At 32.7% G+C, this 21936-nt stretch carries 17 protein-coding genes and 1 other annotated feature; of the genes, 5 read left to right on the forward strand and 12 right to left on the reverse strand.

The window, feature by feature from the left end; all coding sequences use genetic code 11:
• Positions 1 to 44: 44 nt before the first annotated feature.
• Both HLB29_RS08725 and pip read right to left on the reverse strand, forming a co-directional pair.
• On the reverse strand, positions 45 to 1835 hold the full coding sequence (locus HLB29_RS08725; RefSeq protein WP_185624776.1) for an aminopeptidase P family N-terminal domain-containing protein: 1791 nt from the start codon (positions 1833 to 1835) through the stop codon (positions 45 to 47).
• 66 nt (positions 1836 to 1901) lie between these two features.
• The gene (gene pip / locus HLB29_RS08730; protein WP_185624777.1) at positions 1902 to 2861 is read right to left on the reverse strand and encodes a prolyl aminopeptidase; all 960 of its coding nucleotides are present in this window, start codon (positions 2859 to 2861) and stop codon (positions 1902 to 1904) included.
• Positions 2862 to 3165: 304 nt separating this feature from the next.
• On the opposite strand from pip, the gene HLB29_RS08735 reads away from it, so the two are divergent.
• The 5 genes from HLB29_RS08735 (at position 3166) to HLB29_RS08755 (ending at position 9100) form a co-directional block, all read left to right on the forward strand.
• On the forward strand, positions 3166 to 4248 hold the full coding sequence (locus tag HLB29_RS08735; protein WP_185624778.1) for a M24 family metallopeptidase: 1083 nt from the start codon (positions 3166 to 3168) through the stop codon (positions 4246 to 4248).
• A gap of 171 nt (positions 4249 to 4419) precedes the next feature.
• Positions 4420 to 4681 (forward strand) — a binding site (T-box leader).
• Positions 4682 to 4810: 129 nt separating this feature from the next.
• Entirely contained in the window at positions 4811 to 6088 is a 1278-nt protein-coding gene (locus HLB29_RS08740; protein WP_185624779.1) for an O-acetylhomoserine aminocarboxypropyltransferase/cysteine synthase family protein, read from the forward strand.
• 46 nt (positions 6089 to 6134) lie between these two features.
• A complete protein-coding gene (locus HLB29_RS08745; RefSeq protein WP_185624791.1) occupies positions 6135 to 7064 on the forward strand; it encodes a homoserine O-succinyltransferase in 930 nt (309 codons plus the stop codon).
• A 210-nt stretch (positions 7065 to 7274) separates the two neighbouring features.
• Positions 7275 to 7559 carry a hypothetical protein gene (locus HLB29_RS08750; protein ID WP_185624780.1) on the forward strand — a complete coding sequence of 95 codons (285 nt, stop codon included), beginning with the start codon at positions 7275 to 7277 and terminating at the stop codon, positions 7557 to 7559.
• Positions 7560 to 7708: 149 nt separating this feature from the next.
• Complete coding sequence (locus tag HLB29_RS08755) at positions 7709 to 9100, forward strand: peptide MFS transporter (RefSeq protein ID WP_185624781.1); 1392 nt, start codon at positions 7709 to 7711, stop codon at positions 9098 to 9100.
• Positions 9101 to 9300: 200 nt separating this feature from the next.
• Here the strand turns inward: HLB29_RS08755 and HLB29_RS08760 are convergent, their stop codons facing one another.
• The 10 genes from HLB29_RS08760 to adhE form a co-directional block, all read right to left on the reverse strand.
• Entirely contained in the window at positions 9301 to 9942 is a 642-nt protein-coding gene (locus HLB29_RS08760) for a V-type ATP synthase subunit D (protein ID WP_185624782.1), read from the reverse strand.
• Position 9943: 1 nt separating this feature from the next.
• On the reverse strand, positions 9944 to 11329 hold the full coding sequence (locus HLB29_RS08765) for a V-type ATP synthase subunit B (RefSeq protein WP_185624783.1): 1386 nt from the start codon (positions 11327 to 11329) through the stop codon (positions 9944 to 9946).
• Entirely contained in the window at positions 11322 to 13094 is a 1773-nt protein-coding gene (locus HLB29_RS08770; protein WP_185624784.1) for a V-type ATP synthase subunit A, read from the reverse strand. The genes HLB29_RS08765 and HLB29_RS08770 overlap by 8 nt, the downstream gene beginning before the upstream one ends.
• A gap of 17 nt (positions 13095 to 13111) precedes the next feature.
• Positions 13112 to 13435, reverse strand: coding sequence for a V-type ATP synthase subunit F (locus HLB29_RS08775; RefSeq protein ID WP_185624785.1), 324 nt, complete (start codon positions 13433 to 13435; stop codon positions 13112 to 13114).
• On the reverse strand, positions 13435 to 14430 hold the full coding sequence (locus HLB29_RS08780; RefSeq protein ID WP_185624786.1) for a V-type ATP synthase subunit C: 996 nt from the start codon (positions 14428 to 14430) through the stop codon (positions 13435 to 13437). The genes HLB29_RS08775 and HLB29_RS08780 overlap by 1 nt, the downstream gene beginning before the upstream one ends.
• Before the next feature lie 3 nt (positions 14431 to 14433).
• On the reverse strand, positions 14434 to 14982 hold the full coding sequence (locus HLB29_RS08785) for a V-type ATP synthase subunit E (protein WP_185624787.1): 549 nt from the start codon (positions 14980 to 14982) through the stop codon (positions 14434 to 14436).
• Between the two features lie 36 nt (positions 14983 to 15018).
• Positions 15019 to 15504 carry a V-type ATP synthase subunit K gene (locus HLB29_RS08790; protein WP_185624788.1) on the reverse strand — a complete coding sequence of 162 codons (486 nt, stop codon included), beginning with the start codon at positions 15502 to 15504 and terminating at the stop codon, positions 15019 to 15021.
• 119 nt (positions 15505 to 15623) lie between these two features.
• The gene (locus HLB29_RS08795) at positions 15624 to 17600 is read right to left on the reverse strand and encodes a V-type ATP synthase subunit I (protein WP_243155121.1); all 1977 of its coding nucleotides are present in this window, start codon (positions 17598 to 17600) and stop codon (positions 15624 to 15626) included.
• A 1-nt stretch (position 17601) separates the two neighbouring features.
• Positions 17602 to 17913, reverse strand: a complete 312-nt coding sequence (locus HLB29_RS08800) for a hypothetical protein (RefSeq protein WP_185624789.1) — start codon at positions 17911 to 17913, stop codon at positions 17602 to 17604.
• Between the two features lie 784 nt (positions 17914 to 18697).
• On the reverse strand, positions 18698 to 21331 hold the full coding sequence (adhE, locus tag HLB29_RS08805; protein ID WP_185624790.1) for a bifunctional acetaldehyde-CoA/alcohol dehydrogenase: 2634 nt from the start codon (positions 21329 to 21331) through the stop codon (positions 18698 to 18700).
• Positions 21332 to 21936 lie beyond the last annotated feature (605 nt).

Below are 21936 nucleotides of genomic sequence, written 5' to 3' on the forward strand. Positions count from 1 at the left end.
TCCATTATATACTGTCAACACATAACTATACAGTTAATTATATTTTAAACTTCTCTAGTAGCCTCTTTCAGCCATGCTCTTTCTTCTTCGTCAAGATGTGGAGAAATTAACTCATACACTTTTTTGTGATATGTATTCAGCTCAAACTTATCAGATTCTGTTAACATATCTACATTTATTGCGTCAAAATCAAATGGTACATATGTAATTGCTTCAAATTCCATAAATTGTCCATATTCATTCTCTATACCTTTTTTAGTTAAAAGTTCATTTTCTAATCTAATACCATGAGAACCAGCTATATATACACCCGGCTCATCAGTAACTATCATTCCCGCTTCAAAAGGCATTACTTCATGTTTTCTAAATTGCCATCTAAATCCAGTCGGAGGTTCATGTATATTTCCTAAATATCCTATACCATGACCTGTGCCATGATTGTAATTTAATCCCCTATCCCAGAAAGGTTGTCTTGCCAATATATCTAAATTCATACCTATACAACCATAAAGGAATTTAGCCTTAGCAAGTCTAAGATTAGATTGTAAAACCGTTGTATAATCGTCTTTCATAAACTGAGGTATTTCACCTAATGCAGTAGTTCTAGTAATATCAGTGGATCCCTGCATATAGTTTGCACCCGTATCAGTAAGGAATAAAGTTCCTGTTCCTAAATGTACATTAGTTTCTTCTGATGAAGAATAGTGTACTATCGCACCATGCTCTCCGTAACCACATATAGGCTCGAAACTAGGACATATAAAATCACCTTGGGCAGCTCTAAGCTCTTCCAACTTGTCGGAAGCGGACATTTCGGTTTCCTCTGATATTTTCCCATCTTTTACTAGTTTTTTCAACCAATAAATAAATTTAGTATGTGCCACACCGTCTTTTATATGCGCCTGATAAATATTTTTTATTTCAGTTTCATTTTTTATAGCCTTCATTAAAATAGTAGGATTCATCGCCTCGGCTATTTTAACATTGTCAGGTATATTCATATACATAGCATAGTTCAATCTATCCGGATCAACTAATACCGTACCGTTTAATTTTTTCACATCTTCATATATATCATTATAAGGCTTAATTTCAACTCCATCAGCAACCAGTTTTGATTTTATTTCATCACTTATCTTACTTTCATTTATATATAAAGCAACCTTGTCATTATAAACTATTGAATAGCAAAGAATTAATGGAAAATATTCCACATCTCTACCCCTTATGTTAAGAAGCCATCCGGTATCATCCAAAGTAGTAATTACATGGGCATCCGCATTATGCTTTTTCATCTCATTTCTTACTCTTTCTATTTTGCTTGCAGAAGACTCTCCACTGTATTTTTCATCTAAATAAAATATAGGTTCCTCTGACATAGATGGTCTATCTTTCCAAACCTCATCTACTAAATCTACATTATATATTATTTTTCCCTTTTTATCAGATACTATCTTTTGTAATTCAACACCATCACCAAAAGAAACTGATCTGCCGTCAAAAGCTAAGACTCCTCCTTCCTGCAATTTATCTTCTATAAATTCATTTATTGAAGGAACTCCGGGTTCTCCCATTTTAAATAACTCCACTCCAGAACCCTGAAGTTGATTTCCGGCCTGTAAAAAATACCTGCCGTCAGTCCATAATCCCGCTTCATCTTTTAATACCAGCGCAGTACCTGCCGATCCTGTAAATCCGGTGATAAATGCCCTTCCTTTGAAATGCTCTCCAACATATTCACTATTATGATAATCTGCTGTAGGTACCATATAGATATCTACACTATTTTTCACCATCAACTCTCTTAACTTAGAAACTCTTTCACTTACTTTCATTTTTATATTCTCCCTTCTGGGCAAAACTCAATATATTGAGTTTAAATTGTCCATAAATGTATATATTTAAAATAATTTTTTAAATTCATCAGTAGCTCTTACAAGTACGTCAACAATTTCAGGTTCTCCTGAAGAATGTCCTGAAATCGTAGGATAAAGCTTACAATTATTAAGTTTCTTACTCAATAAATACGCACCTATAAATCTACAATCCATATCATATCTACCATGGGCAATAATTGTAGGTATATCCTTTATAATATCACTTTCATCAAGTATATAATTCATATTTTCTCTAAACATATTATTCATCCAGAAATGGCATTCAATAGTAGCCATAGAAATAGCATAATCCTCGTCTCCAAAATCTTCAACTAAATCGTCATTAGGAAGAAGAGTCACTATGCTACCTTCCCACATACTCCAAGCTCTTGCAGCTTCCACTCTGGTATCCCTATCTTCACTAGTAAGTCTCTTATAATATGCTGTAATTAAATCTCCTCTTTCCTCTTCAGGAATGACTTCTATAAATTTTTCCCATTTGTCCGGGAATATATTAGATGCTCCACCTTCTTGATATATCCAATCAATATCTTCCTGTCTACCTAGGAAAATTCCTCTAAGAACTAAGCCAACTGTTCTGTCAGGGTGCTGAAGTGCATAACTAAGCGCTAGAGTTGACCCCCAACTACCTCCAAATACCAACCATTTATCTATTCCTAACTTTTCTCTTATCTTTTCCATATCACAAATAATACTGTCTGTATCATTATTTGTAAGATTTGCATGAGGAGTACTTTTACCACTGCCTCTTTGATCAAAAAGGATTATTCTGTAAAATTCCGGATCAAAAAATTGTCTACAAGATGGAGCCGTACCACATCCCGGTCCACCATGTAAAAATACCACAGGTTTTCCATTTGGATTACCTGACTCTTCATAATAAATGGTATGTATATCATCTACCTTTATAAAATCTGTAAAATTAGCCTCAATAGCTGGATAAAGTGTTCTTAATTCACTCATAATGCCACCCTTTCTGCAATTAAATTTATCTAAATTATTTAAGACTCAGGTATATCGTTTTCCAAGTCTCAAGCAAAATATAACCCTAAGTGAAATTATAGCATATAGACGAGTATAATTCTACAAAATAAGGTCTAAAAATGATTAAACTCCATTATGTAATTTATCTCCTAAAATCATTTGAATTTTTCTATCGTAGTGATATAATGTACGTAGAGTATTATTCTCAAAAGTAACATATTTCACTGAAAGGGATTACTCTATAAAAAAAAATTATTGTAATATTATCAAAGGGAGGATTTATATGAAAGACAACAGAGTGAGTCAGGTTTTAAAGAGAATGAAAGAAGAAAATATTCCCCAAATGCTAGTAAGTGATCCGCTTGCTATTTTCTATTTAACTGGTTATTTCCTAAATCCGGGAGAAAGACTATTTGCTCTTTACCTAAATCTGGATGGAAACCATAAACTATTCGTAAATGCTCTTTTCCCAATAGAAGAAGATCTGGGTGTGGAAAAGGTTATTTTCAACGACACTGATAACTCAATAGAAGTAGTATCAAATTATATGGATAAATCTAAAACTATAGGTGTCGATAAAAATTGGCCTGCCAGATTTGTTCTTGGTTTAATGGAACTTTGCCCTAATAGTAAATTTGTCAACTCATCTTTTATAGTTGATACAATGAGAATGTACAAAGATGAAGAAGAAAAAGATTTGATGAGAAAAGTGTCATTAATGAATGATGAAGCATGCGAAAAAATAATAGGTAGAATCACTGCTGATAAAACTGAAAAACAAATTGCCAGTGAATTAATTAAGCTTTATGAAGAAATGGGAGCTGAAGGCCTATCGTTTGATCCAATTATAGGTATGGCTGCGAATGGTGCTAATCCTCATGGTGAACCTGGTGACAGATATGCCAAACCCGGAGATGCAATAATTATAGATATTGGTTGCAAAAAAGACATGTACTGCTCTGACATGACTAGAACAGTATTCTGGAAAGAAGTAAGTGAAAAAGGAAAAGAAGTATTTGAAATAGTTTTAGAAGCTAATAAAAGAGGTATAGCCGCTTCTAAACCGGGTGCCAGATTTTGTGATATAGATGCAGCTTGTAGAGATTATATCACTGAAATGGGATATGGTGAGTACTTTACTCATAGAACAGGACATCATATTGGATTGGAAGACCATGACTATGGTGACGTCTCTTCAGTAAACACTGCTGTTGCTGAACCTGGTATGATATTCTCTATTGAACCGGGAATCTATTTACCTGGCGAATTTGGTGTAAGAATAGAAGACCTGGTTCTTATAACTGAAGATGGTTGTGAAGTCCTTAATAAATTTAATAAGGAACTAACAGTTATAGGAAATGACTAATATAGTGTATTATTTTATAACAAACTCAAAAAAATTAACTGAGAGGAATATTTCAATAGAGTAATATCAATAGAGTAATAGTTGTAAATAAAAGAAAATTATCAAAACAAAAAATTTAAAATATATTGACAATTTAGAAATCTTTAAATATAATAGATAGCATATTCATAATAAAATTCAATGAAGAGAAGAGTAGCTAATGAATTTTTCTACAGAGAAGCTGCATATGGTGAGAGCAGATGTTAATGAAGTTAGTGAATATGGTCTTGGAGATACTGTATCGATATTTAGATTCAGTCGGGTGTGCCTGTTATAGCACTAGGGTATGATAGTACTTGAAATTTTTTATTCGCAGTCTTGGTGTACCCGATGAGGTGATATCTGTGAAGATTTTGCGAATAAAAGGTGGTAACACGTTAGTAACGTCCTTTTCAACATTTGTTGAAAAGGACTTTTTTATTACTAAAATATCTAAAATAATTGGCAAATATACGGAATCTCTAAATCTAAAATAGTTTAATATTAATTAAGTATAAAATCAAAAAATTAGGAGGTATTTATTATGACAAAAAAATTAAATTTGGCAACTAAGTGTTTACATTCGGGATATATTCCAGGTAACGGAGAACCAAGAGTGGCTCCACTAGTACAATCAACAACATATAAATATGATTCTGCGGATATTCTGGGAGATTTATTTGATTTAAAGACAGAGGGACATATCTACTCCAGAATATCAAATCCTACTGTGTCAAATTTCGAATCTAAAATAGCAGATCTTGAAGGGGGAGTAGCTGCCATAGCAACGACATCAGGTCAATCGGCAAACATATTGGCTGTATTAACTTTATGTAAATCCGGAGATCATATAGTAGCCTTATCAAATCTATACGGGGGAACAGTTAGTTTATTCACACACACTTTAAAAAGATTTGGGATAGATGTTACATTTATAAAAGTCAACGCTACGGATAACGAAATAAAATCAGCAATTAAGGATAACACAAAATTAGTGTTCGGAGAAACAATAGGAAATCCAAAAGTCGAAGTTCTTGATATAGAAAGAATAGCAAATGTTGCACATGAAAATGGTATTCCTCTAGTAATCGATAATACATTCGCTACTCCAATCCTTTGCAGACCAATAGAATTTGGTGCAGATATTGTTACACACTCCACAACAAAATATATAGATGGTCATGCAAGAGCATTAGGGGGAATCCTAGTAGATGGTGGCAAATTCAATTGGAAAAACGGTAAATTTGATGATTTAGTAAAGCCCGATCCAAGTTATCACGGACTGAGTTTTGTAGATACATTTGGTGAAGCTGCACTAAGTGCAAAAGCGAGGTGTGCTCTTGTTAGAGATATAGGATTTATTCAATCCCCTTTCAATGCATTTTTAACAGATTTAGGAATAGAAACACTTGCTCTTAGATTAGAAAGACATAGTGAAAATGCACTTAAAATTGCAAAATTCCTGGAAGAAAACGAAAAAATTGAATGGGTAAGTTATCCGGGGCTTGAAAGTAATCCTACATATAATTTGACAAAAAAATATTTGCCAAATGGATCAAGTGGAATAATAGCATTTGGAATAAAAGGTGGCGTAGAAGAAGCCAAGAAATTTATAAATAGTTTAAAACTAATTTCACTAGTCACTCATGTAGCTGATACAAAAACATGTGTAATCCATCCGGCAAGTACTACTCATAGGCAACTGACGGAAAAGCAACTGGAAAAAGGGGGTATATCTTCCAGCTTAATAAGACTTTCAGTAGGTATAGAAGATGTAAAAGATTTATTGGAAGATATCGAAAATGCTTTAAAAAGAATTTAAGTAAAAGGAAAAAATAGCCAAGATTTTTTAGGGGGGAGATTTGAATATGCCGATTATAATACCTAGAGATTTGCCAGCATTTAAAATTTTAGAAAAAGAGAATATTTTTGTAATAGACGAAAAAAGGGCTACAACCCAAGATATTAGGGCATTGGAATTAGCAATTGTAAATTTAATGCCAACAAAGGAAAAAACTGAAACTCAGTTATTAAGGAGAATAGCAAATACTCCTTTACAGGTTAATGTAGATCTAATACAAACCAAAACTCATAATTCTAATAACGTCAGTCGGGAACATTTAGATAAATTTTACATATCAATAGAAGATGTAAAAAATAAAAAGTATGATGCAATGATAATTACAGGCGCACCGGTAGAAAACTTAAGGTTTGAAGATGTGGACTATTGGAGTGAGATGATAGAGATAATAGAGTTTGCCAGAACAAATGTATATTCAACGCTATTTATATGTTGGGCATCCCAAGCTGCTCTATATCATTTCTATGGAATAGATAAATATGAGCTTCCTAACAAAGTATTTGGAGTATTTGAATGTGAAATAGATTATAAATCTGCAATAGTAAGTGGATTTGATGAAACATTTTATATACCTCATTCAAGACACACATATTGCAAATTAGAAGATATATCTAAAATAAAAGATTTAAATATTATTTCTTCTTCAAAAGAAGTCGGTCTCAATATAGCAACTTCAAATGATGAAAGATTTATATTTATCGCAGGTCACGGAGAATATGATAGAGATACTTTGGAACTTGAGTATCTGAGAGATTTAGAACGGGGCTTGGATATTGAAATTCCAATAAATTATTATAAAAATAATAAAAGAGAAGATGGAATTCAGGTGAAATGGAGAGCACACAATAATTTATTATTTTCGAACTGGTTAAATTATTGTGTATACCAGAGAACTCCATACAACATAGAAGAAATAACTGAAAAGAATTTAGGATAAACATAGAATTATTTAAGATGGATTTCTCTTCTATAATATTATATTGTTAATTTATTAAGTAAATAGAAGAAAAATCCATCTAACTAATATTTAATAAAAATGGTATAATGTACTTGTAATATAAGCACTATGTAGTTAAAAGGAGGTGAAGTTGGTAAACCAACATATTATATGAAGTACATGAAGCAATTATTAGAGTTCAGAAGAAATATGATTATATTAGCAGGTTGTAGTTTTATTGGAGTTATATATACATATTATTTTAATGGCAAAGATGTCAATGCTAATAGTTTTCAAGTAGCTATGAGCTTGACATTAACTTTTTCGGTATTTTTAATTATATCTCATATATTCATTGTATATAAATTGAAAAAGATGAATGAGAAAAAATTTTTAAGTAAGGATAAAAACACAAAAACTAATAAAAAAGACATAAATAATAAAGCAAATATACCAAATAAAAAAAAGAAACATTCAAAAAATAAAAAAAGATAAAGTTTTACTTTTAAAAACCTTGACTAAATCTTAATAAGAATATAAACTGTTAATTATAGGTGTAAAATCTATTCTTAATCCGTTTATAGAGGTTTTGAAATCGATTTCTAAAATAAACGGATAAAATAAAATTTTTTGGAGGTAAAATTATGGAACAAGCAGTTACTAGAAAAATGAAATACCCACTGGGTTTTTATGTCTCTTGTCTTACTTACACATTTGAAAGATTTGCTTTTTATGGAAGTAAGCCTTTACTAGTTCTTTTCCTTATCACTGCAATCGATAAAGGTGGTTTGGGAATTAATGCGACTGAAGCATCAATTGTCGCGGCAAATCTTACCGCATTTACTTATCTTGCACCGGTTCTTGGTGGTGTTATATGTGACCGTTGGTTTGGTGCCAGATATGCAGTATCAATAGGGTGTGTTTTGATGGCATTAGGTTATTTTATCGGATGGAAAGCTCACAGCTTGATGTCTGTTCATTTAATGATTGCAGTAGTTTCAATAGGTACTGGTTTATTTAAGGGTAACCTTGCAAGTATTATAGGTAGATTATTTGATGATAAGGAATTATTAGATGCTGCGTTTTCTATTCAGTACTCATTTGTTAACGTTGGAGCATTTTTTGGATCATTAATAACAGGTATATTATATTTAAATCAGTTTAGACAAGGTGAAGTTCTTGGTTTCAGACCTGTATTTTTAGTCTGTGGTATTATAGTTTTAATCGGTGGTATATTCTTCACTCTTAGTTATAAGACTTTAAGAGGTCAAGGTCTAAAACCTTTCAAATATTTAACTGATGAAAAAGGTAATATCGTAGAAGAAACTACAGTAGAAGAAAATGTTGAAGAAATAGTGGATGTAAATGCTCCTCTAACTTCAAAGGAAAAAAATAAAGTTGTAGCCATAGTATTCGTATCATTTGTATCAGTTATATTCTGGTTATTCTACTATCAGCAAGAATTAGCACTTACTATTTATATGAATAAGTTTGTAAATATGACTTTAGCCGGAGCTACAATAGCACCTCAACACGTTACAACTACTTGGAACGGTCTATTATGTATATTCCTAAGTTTAGCGGCTGCCAAGTTATGGTCTAAACTTGCCGCAAGACCACAGGGTGACTTATCAATGTTCCAGAAGGTTACGTTAGCTTTTGTATTCTTAGGGTTTGCCTATGTTGTATTGATGTTAATGGAAACTTCAAGAGGTATAGGTGCTGATGAAACTCATCAAGCTTCAGTATTATGGTTATTCTTATTTGGTCTATTACTTACTCTTGGTGAAATTTGTTTCTCACCACTAGGCAACTCTTTCGTAAGTAAGCATGCTCCAAAGAAATATCTGTCAGTTATGATGAGTGTTTGGATATTTGCTACTTTTGCTTCTGCAAAATTAAACGGATATATTCAGATATTTGTTGAAAAATTAGGAATTTACACTATATTTGTGACTTTTGCTGCAGTATCTTTTGCTGTTGCGGTTATAATGTTCTTGATAACAAAGAAATTAAATAAATTGCTGGAAGATTAGTGTTAAAGGCTTTTCGTTAAATAACATTAATGAAAAATTTATAAAAATTTATATGCGGCGGTATCCGATACAAATTATATTGGATACGCCGTTTTTATTTCCTCACTTTGTGATATATAAGCCCCGTGATATATTCTATAAGATAAATAAAAAATGAAGACGGGCAATTAAATCGACCCCATCTCCATTTTTTATTTAAATTAATTGTCTTTATTTATTATATCTTTTACTTTCATCAGACGAATAATAGAGCTTCTATCATTTTCCTCCAGCTTCATCTTTATATAAGTAATAGTTTCCTTTAATTGAGGAATTGTCATATATTCAAGGGCATTAACCCTTCTTCTTGTGCTTTCAATTTCATCAGCCATCAATTGACAAGCCTTTTCTATTTCAGCAAGTTTCAGTAAATAAGGAAGGATATTGTAAAGCTTCTTCACAGCATCATCCAATTCTGAAGATGTTCCTGCAAATCCATATGGATATATAGCCGATTCATCCTCTTCATTGCTTCTACTAAATGTCATCACCGGAACATTTACACTCATCAGATTTTTTGTCTGTATTTCCAAATTTATAGTTTCTTTTGAAATAGCGAGTGCTTCATCAAGCATTTGAGATGAATTCATACTTCTTGCCAATAGAAAATCTTCAAAGGAATCCGTTATCTTTCCCTCAACTTCTTCTCTCAATTTTTTATTTTCTTTTATCATAGCAATAAATTGTCTCATCAGTTCATCTTGCTTATCCTTTAATAACTTATGACCTCTTGTAGATGTAGCCAATCTAGCCTTGAGTCTTGAAAGCTCCATTCTAGTTGGATTAACATTCAGTCTAGCCATACTAACCCTCCTGACTATCTTGAGGTAGATACTTATTAATATACTTATCCTTAATTCTTTTAAGTTCTGTTCTAGGAAGAATTTTTAATAAATCCCAACCAAGACCTAATGTCTCTTCTATTGTTCTATTTGTTTCATATCCTTGAGATACGTATATTTTTTCGAATTGATCCGCAAATTTAGCAAATGCCTTGTCTGTTTCAGATAAAGCCGATTCCCCCAATATTACCTGGAGTTCTTTAGCCTCTTTACCGGCTGCATATGCTGCAAACAGCTGGTTCATAGTATCAGCATGATCTTCTCTTGTCTTTCCCTCACCAATCCCTTTATCCTTAAGTCTTGATAGAGATGGAAGAACATTTATAGGAGGCATCATATTTTTCTTATACAACTCTCTTGATAATATTATCTGTCCTTCAGTAATGTATCCTGTCAAATCCGGTATCGGATGGGTGATATCATCTTCAGGCATAGTTAATATAGGAACCTGAGTTATTGACCCCTCTTTACCCCTAATTCTACCTGCCCTTTCATATAGTGTAGAAAGGTCGGTATACAGATACCCCGGATATCCTCTTCGCCCCGGAACTTCTCGTCTGGCAGCAGATATTTCACGAAGAGCTTCACAATAATTTGTAAGATCTGTAAGTATTACAAGTACATGCATGCCTTTTTCAAACGCCAAATACTCGGCACAAGTTAATGCCATTCTCGGAGTAGATATACGTTCAATCGCCGGATCGTCAGCCAAATTCATAAATAGTACAGCCCTATCTATAGCTCCTGTCTTTTTAAAATCATCAATAAAAAACTGTGCTTCTTCAAATGTAATACCTATAGCAGCAAATACAACCGCGAATTTTTCATCTTTTCCTAAAACCCTTGCCTGTCTGGCTATCTGTGATGCCAAATTTGCATGGGGAAGACCTGAACCTGAAAATATAGGTAATTTTTGACCTCTAACAAGAGTATTCAATCCATCGATTGCAGATACACCTGTCTGAATAAATTCGGATGGATAGTCTCTGGCTACCGGATTTATTGCAACACCATTTATATCCAACTTCTCATCCGGAATCAACTCCGGTCCTCCATCTTTAGGGTTACCCATACCATCAAATACCCTCCCTATCATATCTTCTGATACACCAAGAGTAAGGGGCTTCCCTAAAAATCTCACCTTAGAATCTCTGATATTTATACCTGCTGAGCCTTCAAAAAGCTGAACCATGGCTTTATTTCCCTCTATTTCAAGAACCCTGCCTCGACGAATATCGCCATTTTGCATTTCTATTTCAACGAGTTCTTCATATTTTATACCTTGTACTCCATCTACCATCAAAAGTGGACCAACTATTTCTCTTATAGTTCTATACTCCTTAATCATTTAGTCCACCTCCTTTATTTATCAATTCATCCACTGCTGTTGTTATTTCATCTGATATTTCATCCAATCTTGCTATATTAGCTTCCTCGGTATATTTAGCCCTTGCTATTGACTCCCTTACAGGTAAGTTAATAAGTTCACTCAAATATACATTATTTTCTAAAGCCCTTAAAGATTCTCTGTAATATTTAAGAACAAGATCTAACATCTTATCCTGCTTTTCTAAAGATGTAAAAGTATCTACATCCTGGAAAGCATTTTGCTGTAAATAATCCTCTCTTATAGACTTTGCAACTTCCAGTTTAAGTTGATCTTTTTCAGAAAGAGTATCTTTGCCTACAAGCCTTACAATTTCCTGTAAAGCGGATTCCTCTTGTAGCAACGTCATTGCATCCACTCTATTTCTAGGGAATCTGGAAGACACATTTTCTCCCATCCATTCATCTACATCAGCTTGATATAGCGAATATGAATCTAGCCATGATATAGCCGGGAAATGCCTTCTATATGCAAGATTTGCATTAAGTCCCCAGAATACCTTTACTATTCTTAAGGTAGCCTGAGATACCGGCTCTGAAATGTCACCACCCGGAGGCGATACCGCTCCTATTATAGTAAGAGCGCCTTCTCTACCGTCACTTCCTTTACAAATTACTTTACCCGCTCTCTCATAAAATTCCGCTGTTCTTGAAGATAAATAAGCAGGATAACCTTCATCTCCGGGCATTTCTTCTAAACGTCCTGACATTTCTCTCAGGGCCTCTGCCCATCTGGATGTAGAGTCCGCCATAACTGCCACTGAATAACCCATATCTCTGAAATACTCGGCTATAGTGATACCGGTATATATACTGGCTTCACGAGCAGCAACCGGCATATTTGAAGTATTCGCTATAAGTACCGTTCTCTTCATTAGTGTTTCGCCAGTATGGGGATCAATTAACTCCGGAAATTCATTAAGAACATCTGTCATTTCATTTCCACGCTCTCCACATCCTACATAAATAACTATTTGGGCATCTGCCCATTTAGCTAATTGGTGCTGAACCACTGTTTTTCCTGAACCAAAAGGACCTGGTACACACGCCGTACCTCCTTTAGTTACGGGAAAAAATGTATCCACTACTCTCTGTCCTGTGATTAAAGGAACTTTGGGAGCAATTTTTTTCTTTATTCTTCTATTTACTCTGACAGGCCATTTCTGTAGCATTTGAATACCTTTTGATTCGCCTTTATCATTTTTGATTACAGCAATATCCTCAATAACTGTAAACTCACCCTCTTTTATACTTTCAATCACGCCTTCTACTCTGTACGGAACCATTATCAAATGCTTAACCACTTCAGTCTCTTGCACATAACCAAGTACATCCCCTTCTTCCACTCTATCTCCTAATTTCACCTGTGGATGAAAGAACCACTTTTTCTCCCTATCAAGCGATGGTACTTCTATTCCCTTTGCCAAAAAATCTCCTGCAACCGCTCTAAATTTTTCTAAAGGCCTTTGAATACCATCAAACATATTTTCTATAAGACCCGGTCCCAGTTCGACACTTAAAGGTTCCCCCGTAGTCTCAACAATCTCACCCGGACCTATACCGGCTGTTTCTTCATATACCTGTATTGAAGCTTTATCATCACGCATTTCAATTATTTCACCTATTAACCTGGAATCGGATACCTTTACAACATCGTAAATATTAGCATCTTCCATACCTTCGGCTACAACAAGCGGACCAGATACTTTGACTATTTTTCCTGCCATAACTTCGTCCTTCCTCCTTATTTATCCGAATTGGCAAATATATTGCTACCAACTGCCTTTTCTACATTTTTATTAATATCGTCCATTCCCATTCCTAACGTACCCTGATTAGAAGGTATCAATATTATTGCGGGAATTAGCTTTTTTTTGTATCTTTCAATAGTATCCTCAATATTCTGTGCTACATGTTCAGTCACAAATATCAACCCATAATTTTCTTCTGCAAGTCTATCAACAGTAGTTCTTGCCTCTTTTTCATCAGTCACCGGATGAACTTCTATGCCTATGGATTTAAATGCTAATATCGAGTCTTTATCTCCAACTGCACCTATTTTATACATCAAATATCACCCAACCTCTCTCGTAATTTAGTTGATGGGATATTATTCAATTTACCAACTAGTATCAGTCTTACAATAGAAATTTCTTTTTCCTTTGCCACAAGATAAGCAAATATAGGTTCGGGACCAAAAGAAATAAATCTAGAATCTGAATTGAGTCTGCCTAAATAAACATCTTTCATATTATCAATTACACCCAGACTTCCTATTTCATTATAGCTTTCCACACATTCTGATAATATCCTTCCGATTTTTTCAGATCTGAGAGCTGCCGATATTCTATCAAAATCTTCCCTGGATAGAGATATCAACTTCGAAATTGATACTCCTCCACCTTCAACTAATATATCATTTAAAAAATTTTGATTTTTCCCCATCTTTATAGCCCTCAACATAGAAAGGATATTAAAAAAATCTATACTTGCACTTACATAATCATTAAATAAATCTATTCCCAGCGATTCTGCAATTTCTTTAAGATGAGTATAATAAAATCTATCTATTATAATATCAATTATTTGTGGATCATTAGTTTCATTGTACTTTTCCTCGGCTATTTTAAGTGCTTTTATAAATTCACTTTTAGTATCCGTAAATTGTCCACTTTCAAATTGAAGCCTCATTTTCTCAGGATTATTTTCACTGGAGTATATAAATAAATGATTCAGATCCTTACCGGAAACCTTCGCTTTAACCATTGTTTTTAAATTATGGTAATCATATTTCAGCGATAAAATTTCAAGAATTCTTTTATCCTGAAGCATTTCATTTCCCAACTTAAAAACTCTTGATGTTTCATTTTTTAGCAAAATCTCATAATCGTTAACACCCTCTACACCCTCAGCACTCTTTGAATATTCCGAATCTAAAAGCACTTTAAAGGCCTCATTGGCATCCTTCGCATCAATCATTTTTTCCAATTTTCCTTTGTCGAGAAGTCTCTTCTCGTAAACCCTTGCCATTACTACACCTTGGGCGTAATCCAATCTATCCATAAACTACCCCCTACCGAAAAGTACTTTCGCAATTTCACCTTGTAAATCATCTTTTATATAATCAAGCTGCGCATCAAAAGTATAATTTTTTTCTACACCGCCACATATTTCAATAAAACCCGTTTCTACAAATCTTTCCGTTGATATATTGGCTTCAGGAAACTTCTCTTTAACCAGATCAACTCTATCTTTAGTAACTATAAGCTCGGAATCACCAAAACCGGCTTTTTCTTTTATATATTCAAGATAACTTTCTGAATCTATATTTTTTAAGTCATCCAGTGCAGATTCATATACTCTCAGAATTACTTCCTGCTTAACCCTTAATTCATTATCCCTGGCTTTAAGATTTGCATTTGACTTAAGTCTTTCTTTTAAATTCTGGGCATCTAACTTCCCTTTTTCGACAATAGCTTTATACTTTGCTTCAGCCTGAACCCTTGAATTTTGTTCTATTTTTTTGACTTTTTCGTCAGCCTGGGCTATTATCAAATCTGCTGATTCATTTGCTTCGGACAGTATCCTATCCGTAAGCTTGCTAATATCTGCCATACAATTCACTTCCTTTTCAATAAATTTCTTTAATTCCTATGCAAAGAAAGCTCCGAATTTAAAGAATAATAAAAGTGATATAACAAATGCCAATAATGCATAAGTTTCAACCATTACTGAATATATAATCCCCTTTGTCGTCTGTGATTCATTTTTAGCAAGAATTCCAACACCACTAGCCGCAACTTTTCCCTGCGCTATAGCCGAACCCCAACCTACGAAACCTATTGGCATGCCAACTGCCGCTAAATACATACCTTCTGATAATCCTATATCACCTGTAAGTTTAAATAAAATAAGCAGTGCAATAACAAATCCATATAATCCCTGTGTACCCGGTAATAATTGAAGTATTAAAGTCTTACCAAATTTTTGAGGTTCTTCAGGTACAAGTCCTGATGCAGACTGACCAACTATTGAAAGCCCCTTAGCCGAACCTATACCTGCTAACATGGCTGAGACTATACCTAAAGCACCAAATACCACACCACCATTATCTACTATCCAAGTTGCGAAATTCATAAATAAACCTCCTCGTTTATATCCTTTCTATCTTATATTATTCTTTCTATGTTAATTTTTATTTCACATGTATTTTTTATAATATGTGTATCTTATAATTTAAACAATATTTAATAAAATTACTCTTCCAGATGTCTATCCAAATTAATATATCTGGTCTTTCCTCTAAAAAACTTAAATGCCTTTCCTCCACCTTCGTAAAATTTCCCAAAAAATTCAACATATATTAATCTAAGTGCATGAACATAAGCCCCCAAACATGAAAGGAACAGGTTAAATGCATGAAAAATTACCAATATTAATATCGATGCTACATATCCTATAATGGTATGTCCCCAAGTCATTCCAGCTATCATATTTACAGAAAATGCAATATATCCACCTGCCATACCAAGTGCCATCAAACGTGAATACGATACAAAATCACCTATATAATTTGAAATTCCGTACACATTATATATACCGGCAGCTATCTTAGCACCTATATTACCATTGACAGCTCTTGCACCTCCTACTATCAACAACACTATACCAAGACATGCTCCATATTTAGCTATTGTTTTTAATTCAGGATTTAATACTCCAGCTATTGACAACAATAGTACAATTATACTCGCAAGTACTATATACCAGGCTATTACATCAAAAAACATATCTACATACTGTTTATCTCTAATCAGCATATATGCTTTAATTGCCAAACCATAAGCAAGATGTATCCCTCCCATAATTATGGAAATAATAAGTATTGTCATAAATTGTGTACTCAAATCAAATAATCTCCACATTCCCGGTATACTTGCACCAAAATACGATCCATACAAGAATCCCCATATTGTCGTGGAAATTCCTATTAACTGGAAAAATTTCACATTTTTTTTCATATCCGGAGTAAAATTACATAATTTTAATCCCAGAGTCGTAAGTATTAGCAATACTGCACCGTATCCAAAATCTGCAGACATCATCCCAAAAAACAACGCATAGATCGGTGCATATAAAGGAGTTGGATCCACCTCATTATACTTGGGCAAAGCATAAGTAGATGTAATATTTTCAAAAACTCTTACTATTTTATTGTTCTTTAACAATATAGGTATTTCATCACTATCTCTATCTACGTCTTTAAACTCAAGACTATAATCTTCGCCACAAATATTAAATATTATCTCTTCCATTCTTTTGGTATCAAAATCCGGACAATATCCACTTAGCATACATACGCTTGATGTAGCCATAAAATCTCTTTTTGCGAGTTCTCTCACCCTAATGTTAGCAAGATAATCATATACCAGCTTAAAATCATCAAGCTTATCTTTATTTCCCGATATATTTGATATAATATTTTGTTTTTCATTTTCAAGCTTTTGTATATCATTTTTAATATCTTCTATACTATCCCTTGGAAGCTTATCAGAATCTATCTTTATTTTATTAAAATTTCCAATTCTAAGGGCTTCGTTCAATTCATCCTCTTCTCTTTTATCACTAATTATAAAAAAGAATACTTCATCTTTATAAACACCTATTTCTTCATAATAAGTATATTCCAAACCTGACATAGCCCCATTAAAGTTATCCACAATTTTCCCGGAAACACCACCCAATATTGAATTAAACCTGGATAATTTATCTATTTCATTAATGGAAACATCCAATTCCAAAAGTGGTTCTAACTCTTTGATTTGCTCCTTCTTTTTAGATATTTTTAATTCTACTGATGATAATTCATCCCCCAAAATTTTAATAATATCGTACTCTTTATCAAAATCTATCTCAGAAATCCTTTTCTCCATTTCGACAAAAGTATAATTCGGAAGACCTTCCTTTAAACTTTTTAATCCTGATACAGTCGGTGCATATTTACTAATCAGTTCTATAGCATAAATAGATTTATTCATATTTTCATCAAGATTTGAAATATATTCTTCAACTATCGGTTTCTTAAAACGTTCAAGTGATTTGTCTTCAAAATCTTCAATATCCTTTACATCCTCAAATTGAATATTTCTAAATATCTGAAGCTCTCTCAAAAGTTTTTCTCGATATGATTCTAATACCAGGAGATCGAATTTTTTCATCTTCACTATAGCCATATTATTTCACTATCCTCTCCACCAGTATTTTTTTAGCTTCATCGAATTTATCCTGAGGAATTTCCACTATGGATTTACATTTATCATCGCTATTACAGGAGATATACTCAAGCTCTTCTTTTATTTCATATTCTGCCTGAGATTTCAACCTTTCACATTCTGCCTTTGCTTTGATAATCATGTCCTCTATATAGCCCTTCGATTTAGCATCCGCCGCATTTATCATTTTTTTAGCATCCTCTTTAGCCTTCTTTACTAAAAAATCTGCCTGTTCTTCGGCTTCAACTATTTTTAATAAAGCCTCTTTCGCCATCCGACTTCCTCCTTTCGCTAAAATTCTTAATTTTCAGATATTACTTGTTAATAATTTTACACTATTTAAAGATATTATTCAAGTAATAAAAAAAACTCTTTTTTAAAGAATATATACTTTTTCTGAAAAATTAATTAAAATAATAATGTTTTACATAGTTTTAACAACATATATAAAGAATAAACTTTAAAACAATTCATATCTGAATATTATTAAAATTAAACTAATTTTTTCTTAAAATTCAGAAATAAAAGTATTTTTTTAATAATCAAATTAATATTTTTTTAGTATTTTCCAGCTAAAATCATCTCGGTATATAATTCAAATAAATTTATTCAGATTATTTTAAAGCATTATTTCTTTTTCTCTTTTATTATATTTGTTTTTTTATATATAACTTTATATTTTTTATAATTATCAATTTATTTTTCTAAAAATTTTGTAAATATTAACAAATAATCTCTAATTTTTATAATAAATCAATATATTTGTTTTTCTAATTTTATAGATTATATTTTAACTAAATTAATCAAAATTATACGATTATTTATACATGTTTTCTCTATTTAAATAATTTTATAACACCCTTCTCTTTTTATATTGATCTATTTTTTCGCTTTTCGATATCCATATAATATATCCTTATAATTCTTACAAATCGGATATTATCTTCAATTAGAATTATTTAAAAAAGCAGTGTCAATAATACGAAACTTTTGTATAATCGACACTGCTTCAAATAATCATTCACTCACTTTGTTATTTATTTTTTATCTATTTGCTATTATTTCCCATAATAAGCACTTAAATACATCTGTTTTAATTCTTCAACCAATGGATATCTTGGATTTGCACCAGTACACTGATCATCAAAAGCTTGTAAAGCCATCGCATCTAAATTATCCAAAAATGCTTTCTCATCTACTCCAGCTTCTTTTATTGTTTTTGGCAGACCTACATCTTCTTTTAATTTATCTAATGCTTTTATTAAATTATCAACCGTTTCCCTATCGTCCTTACCTTGTTTAACTCCACAGAATCTTGCAAATTCAGCATATCTCTTAACACAATCGGGATATCTGTATTGTGGGAAAGTACCCATTTTGATAGGTGCTTCAGAACAATTATATCTTATTACATGATCTATAAGCAATGCATTTGCAACCCCATGTTGAACGTGATGGAAAGCGCCAAGTTTATGTGCCATTGAATGGCATACACCCAGGAATGCATTTGCAAATGCCATACCGGCCATAGTTGCTGCAATTGCCATTTTTTCTCTAGCTTCAAGATCGTCTTTACCATTTTTAAACGCCCTTGGTAAATATTCAAATATAATTTTACCGGCCTGTAAAGCCATTCCATCAGCAGGTTCTGTTCTAAGCATAGCCGCATACGCTTCCAATGCATGTGTCATAGCATCAACACCTGAAGATGCAGTAAGTCTTGGAGGCATTTCTAACATCATATCAGCATCGACAATAGCCATATTTGGAAGCAATTCATAATCAGCTAATGGATATTTTACTCCTATCTCTTGATCTGTAATAACTGCAAACGGAGTGACTTCAGAACCCGTACCTGCAGAAGTTGGAATTGCACAGAAATATGCTTTTTCACCCATTTTAGGGAATTTATATGCTCTCTTTCTTATATCCATAAATGTCATCGCCATATCTCTAAAGTCCGCTTCCGGATGTTCATACATAACCCACATAATCTTTGCAGCATCCATAGCTGAGCCACCGCCAAGAGCAATTATAAGATCAGGTTGAAAGCTTTCCATTGCTTTAGCACCTTCCATAGCACATTTCAGTGTAGGATCCGGAGCCACGTCATAAAATGTAGTGTGCATTATTCCCATTCTATCAAGTTCATCTGTAATTTTATCTATATAACCGTTATTATATAAGAAATTATCAGTAACTACAAAGGCTCTCTTTTTGTCCATTTCTTCTTTAAATTCTCTCATTGCCACAGGAAGGCATCCCTTTTTAAAATACACTTTTTCAGGAACTCTAAACCACAGCATATTTTCTCTCCTTTCAGCGATTGTCTTCATATTCAATAAATGTTTAACGCCAACATTTTCTGATACTGAATTTCCACCCCAAGATCCACATCCAAGAGTTAATGAAGGAGCTAACTTAAAGTTATATAAATCACCTATTGCCCCCTGAGAAGATGGTGTATTAATCATTATTCTACAAGTCTTCATAGTCTCAATAAACTTCTGTTCTTTATTATTGCTCTTAGTCAAGTCTACATAAAGAGCAGAAGTATGACCTAAACCACCTTGTTCAACTAAATGCTCAGCTTTATTCACACCTTCTTCAAATGAAGAGTATTTATACATTGCTAAAATTGGAGATAATTTTTCATGCGCAAATGGTTCGCTAAAATCAGTTTCCTCAACTTCTCCTATTATAATTCTGGCACTTTGAGGAACATCTACCCCTGCCATTTTACCAAGTTTATAAGGAGACTGTCCGACAATATTTGAATTTAGTCCGCCGGATGAAGTCAAAATTATCTTTCTAAATTTTTCAATTTCTTCGTTATTAAGTATATATGCTCCTCTAAGCTCAAATTCCTTTTTTACCTCATCATATATTGAACTCGGAACTATAACAGACTGTTCAGATGAACAAATCATACCATTATCAAAAGATTTTGATAATATAATTGAACTAACAGCCATTTTAATATCCGCACTTTCATCCAGGATGGCAGGAACATTTCCTGCACCAACACCAACAGCAGGTTTTCCTGATGAATATGCTGACTTAACCATTCCCGGTCCTCCAGTTGCTAAAATTAAATCTGCTTCTTTCATTAAAGATGCAGTCAAATCAATGGAAGGTTCATCAACCCATGCAATAATCCCTTCTGGAGCTCCCGCCTTTACCGCAGCATCCAACACAACTTTTGCAGCAGCAATTGTAGCATTCTTAGCCCTAGGATGTGGCGAAATAATTATTCCATTTCTTGTCTTAAGAGATATTAGCGTTTTAAATATTGCAGTTGATGTCGGATTTGTAGTAGGAATTACAGCAGCAATCACACCAACCGGTTCAGCCACAACAGTTAATCCAAAAGCGTCATCTCTTTCCAGCACACCACATGTCTTAGTATGTTTATAAGCATTATAAGTATATTCTGCAGCAAAATTGTTTTTTATAACCTTGTCTTCAAATATACCCATTCCAGTTTCTTCGTTGGCCAGTTTGGCCAAAGGAATTCTTTCATGATTAGCAGCAACAGCTGCAGCTAAGAAAATTTCATCAATTTTTTCCTGAGAAAATTTTGCAAATTCTCTTTGAGCCTTTTTCACTTCTTCTAATTTTCTTTCAAAAGTGGCAAGGTCATTAACCAAATAATCTTTAGATTTTCCGACTTTAACATTATTCTTCGCCATACTATACCTCCTAATCAAAATAAAACTACTAGTAATAGAATGTCTATTATTTATCATTATTATATTATCTTTATATTTATATATCAATATGTTTTTGCATATTTAGGTGGATATTTTTTACCAAAAACCGCATATATCCACTAATTTTACTATCATAATTGCATTTTTTTTATATTAATATAGTTATTTATCGTTTATTTTTTAACTAAAATATGTCTTTTTTTTATCCAGAATATTCATATTTTTTTGAATTTTTTTATATATAATACCTGTTATTTTTAGTTATAATGCATATTTTTTATATACATTAAAAATATAAATAGATATACAATATTCGACTTTTAAAATTAATTAATTTTTTTATATCAATACTATTCTTTATAATTATTTTGTCAATCTTATTCTTTTTTTATGAAAATTAATCCATTTTTTTATCATTCACATATATTTTTTTTTACTTTATTATTCATAATTTTATATATTATTTTACAAAAAAAGAGAACTTAAAAAAATTAAGTTCTCTAAATCTTGATATTTATTCAATCAAATAATTATTCAATTATTGACGCAACAACTCCAGAAGCTACTGTTCTACCACCTTCTCT

Origin of the sequence: Peptostreptococcus canis, from assembly GCF_014229965.1 — a bacterium.
In the GTDB taxonomy this organism is placed as follows: Bacteria; Bacillota; Clostridia; order Peptostreptococcales; family Peptostreptococcaceae; genus Peptostreptococcus; species Peptostreptococcus canis.

What these genes read in the sequence shown, in the direction of transcription:
- HLB29_RS08725 (WP_185624776.1), bottom strand. Translation starts at nt 1,835, where the DNA reads ATGAAAGTAAGTGAAAGAGTTTCTAAGTTAAGAGAGTTGATGGTGAAA.
- pip (WP_185624777.1), bottom strand. Translation starts at nt 2,861, where the DNA reads ATGAGTGAATTAAGAACACTTTATCCAGCTATTGAGGCTAATTTTACA.
- HLB29_RS08735 (WP_185624778.1), top strand. Translation starts at nt 3,166, where the DNA reads ATGAAAGACAACAGAGTGAGTCAGGTTTTAAAGAGAATGAAAGAAGAA.
- HLB29_RS08740 (WP_185624779.1), top strand. Translation starts at nt 4,811, where the DNA reads ATGACAAAAAAATTAAATTTGGCAACTAAGTGTTTACATTCGGGATAT.
- HLB29_RS08745 (WP_185624791.1), top strand. Translation starts at nt 6,135, where the DNA reads ATGCCGATTATAATACCTAGAGATTTGCCAGCATTTAAAATTTTAGAA.
- HLB29_RS08750 (WP_185624780.1), top strand. Translation starts at nt 7,275, where the DNA reads ATGATTATATTAGCAGGTTGTAGTTTTATTGGAGTTATATATACATAT.
- HLB29_RS08755 (WP_185624781.1), top strand. Translation starts at nt 7,709, where the DNA reads ATGGAACAAGCAGTTACTAGAAAAATGAAATACCCACTGGGTTTTTAT.
- HLB29_RS08760 (WP_185624782.1), bottom strand. Translation starts at nt 9,942, where the DNA reads ATGGCTAGACTGAATGTTAATCCAACTAGAATGGAGCTTTCAAGACTC.
- HLB29_RS08765 (WP_185624783.1), bottom strand. Translation starts at nt 11,329, where the DNA reads ATGATTAAGGAGTATAGAACTATAAGAGAAATAGTTGGTCCACTTTTG.
- HLB29_RS08770 (WP_185624784.1), bottom strand. Translation starts at nt 13,094, where the DNA reads ATGGCAGGAAAAATAGTCAAAGTATCTGGTCCGCTTGTTGTAGCCGAA.
- HLB29_RS08775 (WP_185624785.1), bottom strand. Translation starts at nt 13,435, where the DNA reads ATGTATAAAATAGGTGCAGTTGGAGATAAAGACTCGATATTAGCATTT.
- HLB29_RS08780 (WP_185624786.1), bottom strand. Translation starts at nt 14,430, where the DNA reads ATGGATAGATTGGATTACGCCCAAGGTGTAGTAATGGCAAGGGTTTAC.
- HLB29_RS08785 (WP_185624787.1), bottom strand. Translation starts at nt 14,982, where the DNA reads ATGGCAGATATTAGCAAGCTTACGGATAGGATACTGTCCGAAGCAAAT.
- HLB29_RS08790 (WP_185624788.1), bottom strand. Translation starts at nt 15,504, where the DNA reads ATGAATTTCGCAACTTGGATAGTAGATAATGGTGGTGTGGTATTTGGT.
- HLB29_RS08795 (WP_243155121.1), bottom strand. Translation starts at nt 17,600, where the DNA reads ATGGCTATAGTGAAGATGAAAAAATTCGATCTCCTGGTATTAGAATCA.
- HLB29_RS08800 (WP_185624789.1), bottom strand. Translation starts at nt 17,913, where the DNA reads ATGGCGAAAGAGGCTTTATTAAAAATAGTTGAAGCCGAAGAACAGGCA.
- adhE (WP_185624790.1), bottom strand. Translation starts at nt 21,331, where the DNA reads ATGGCGAAGAATAATGTTAAAGTCGGAAAATCTAAAGATTATTTGGTT.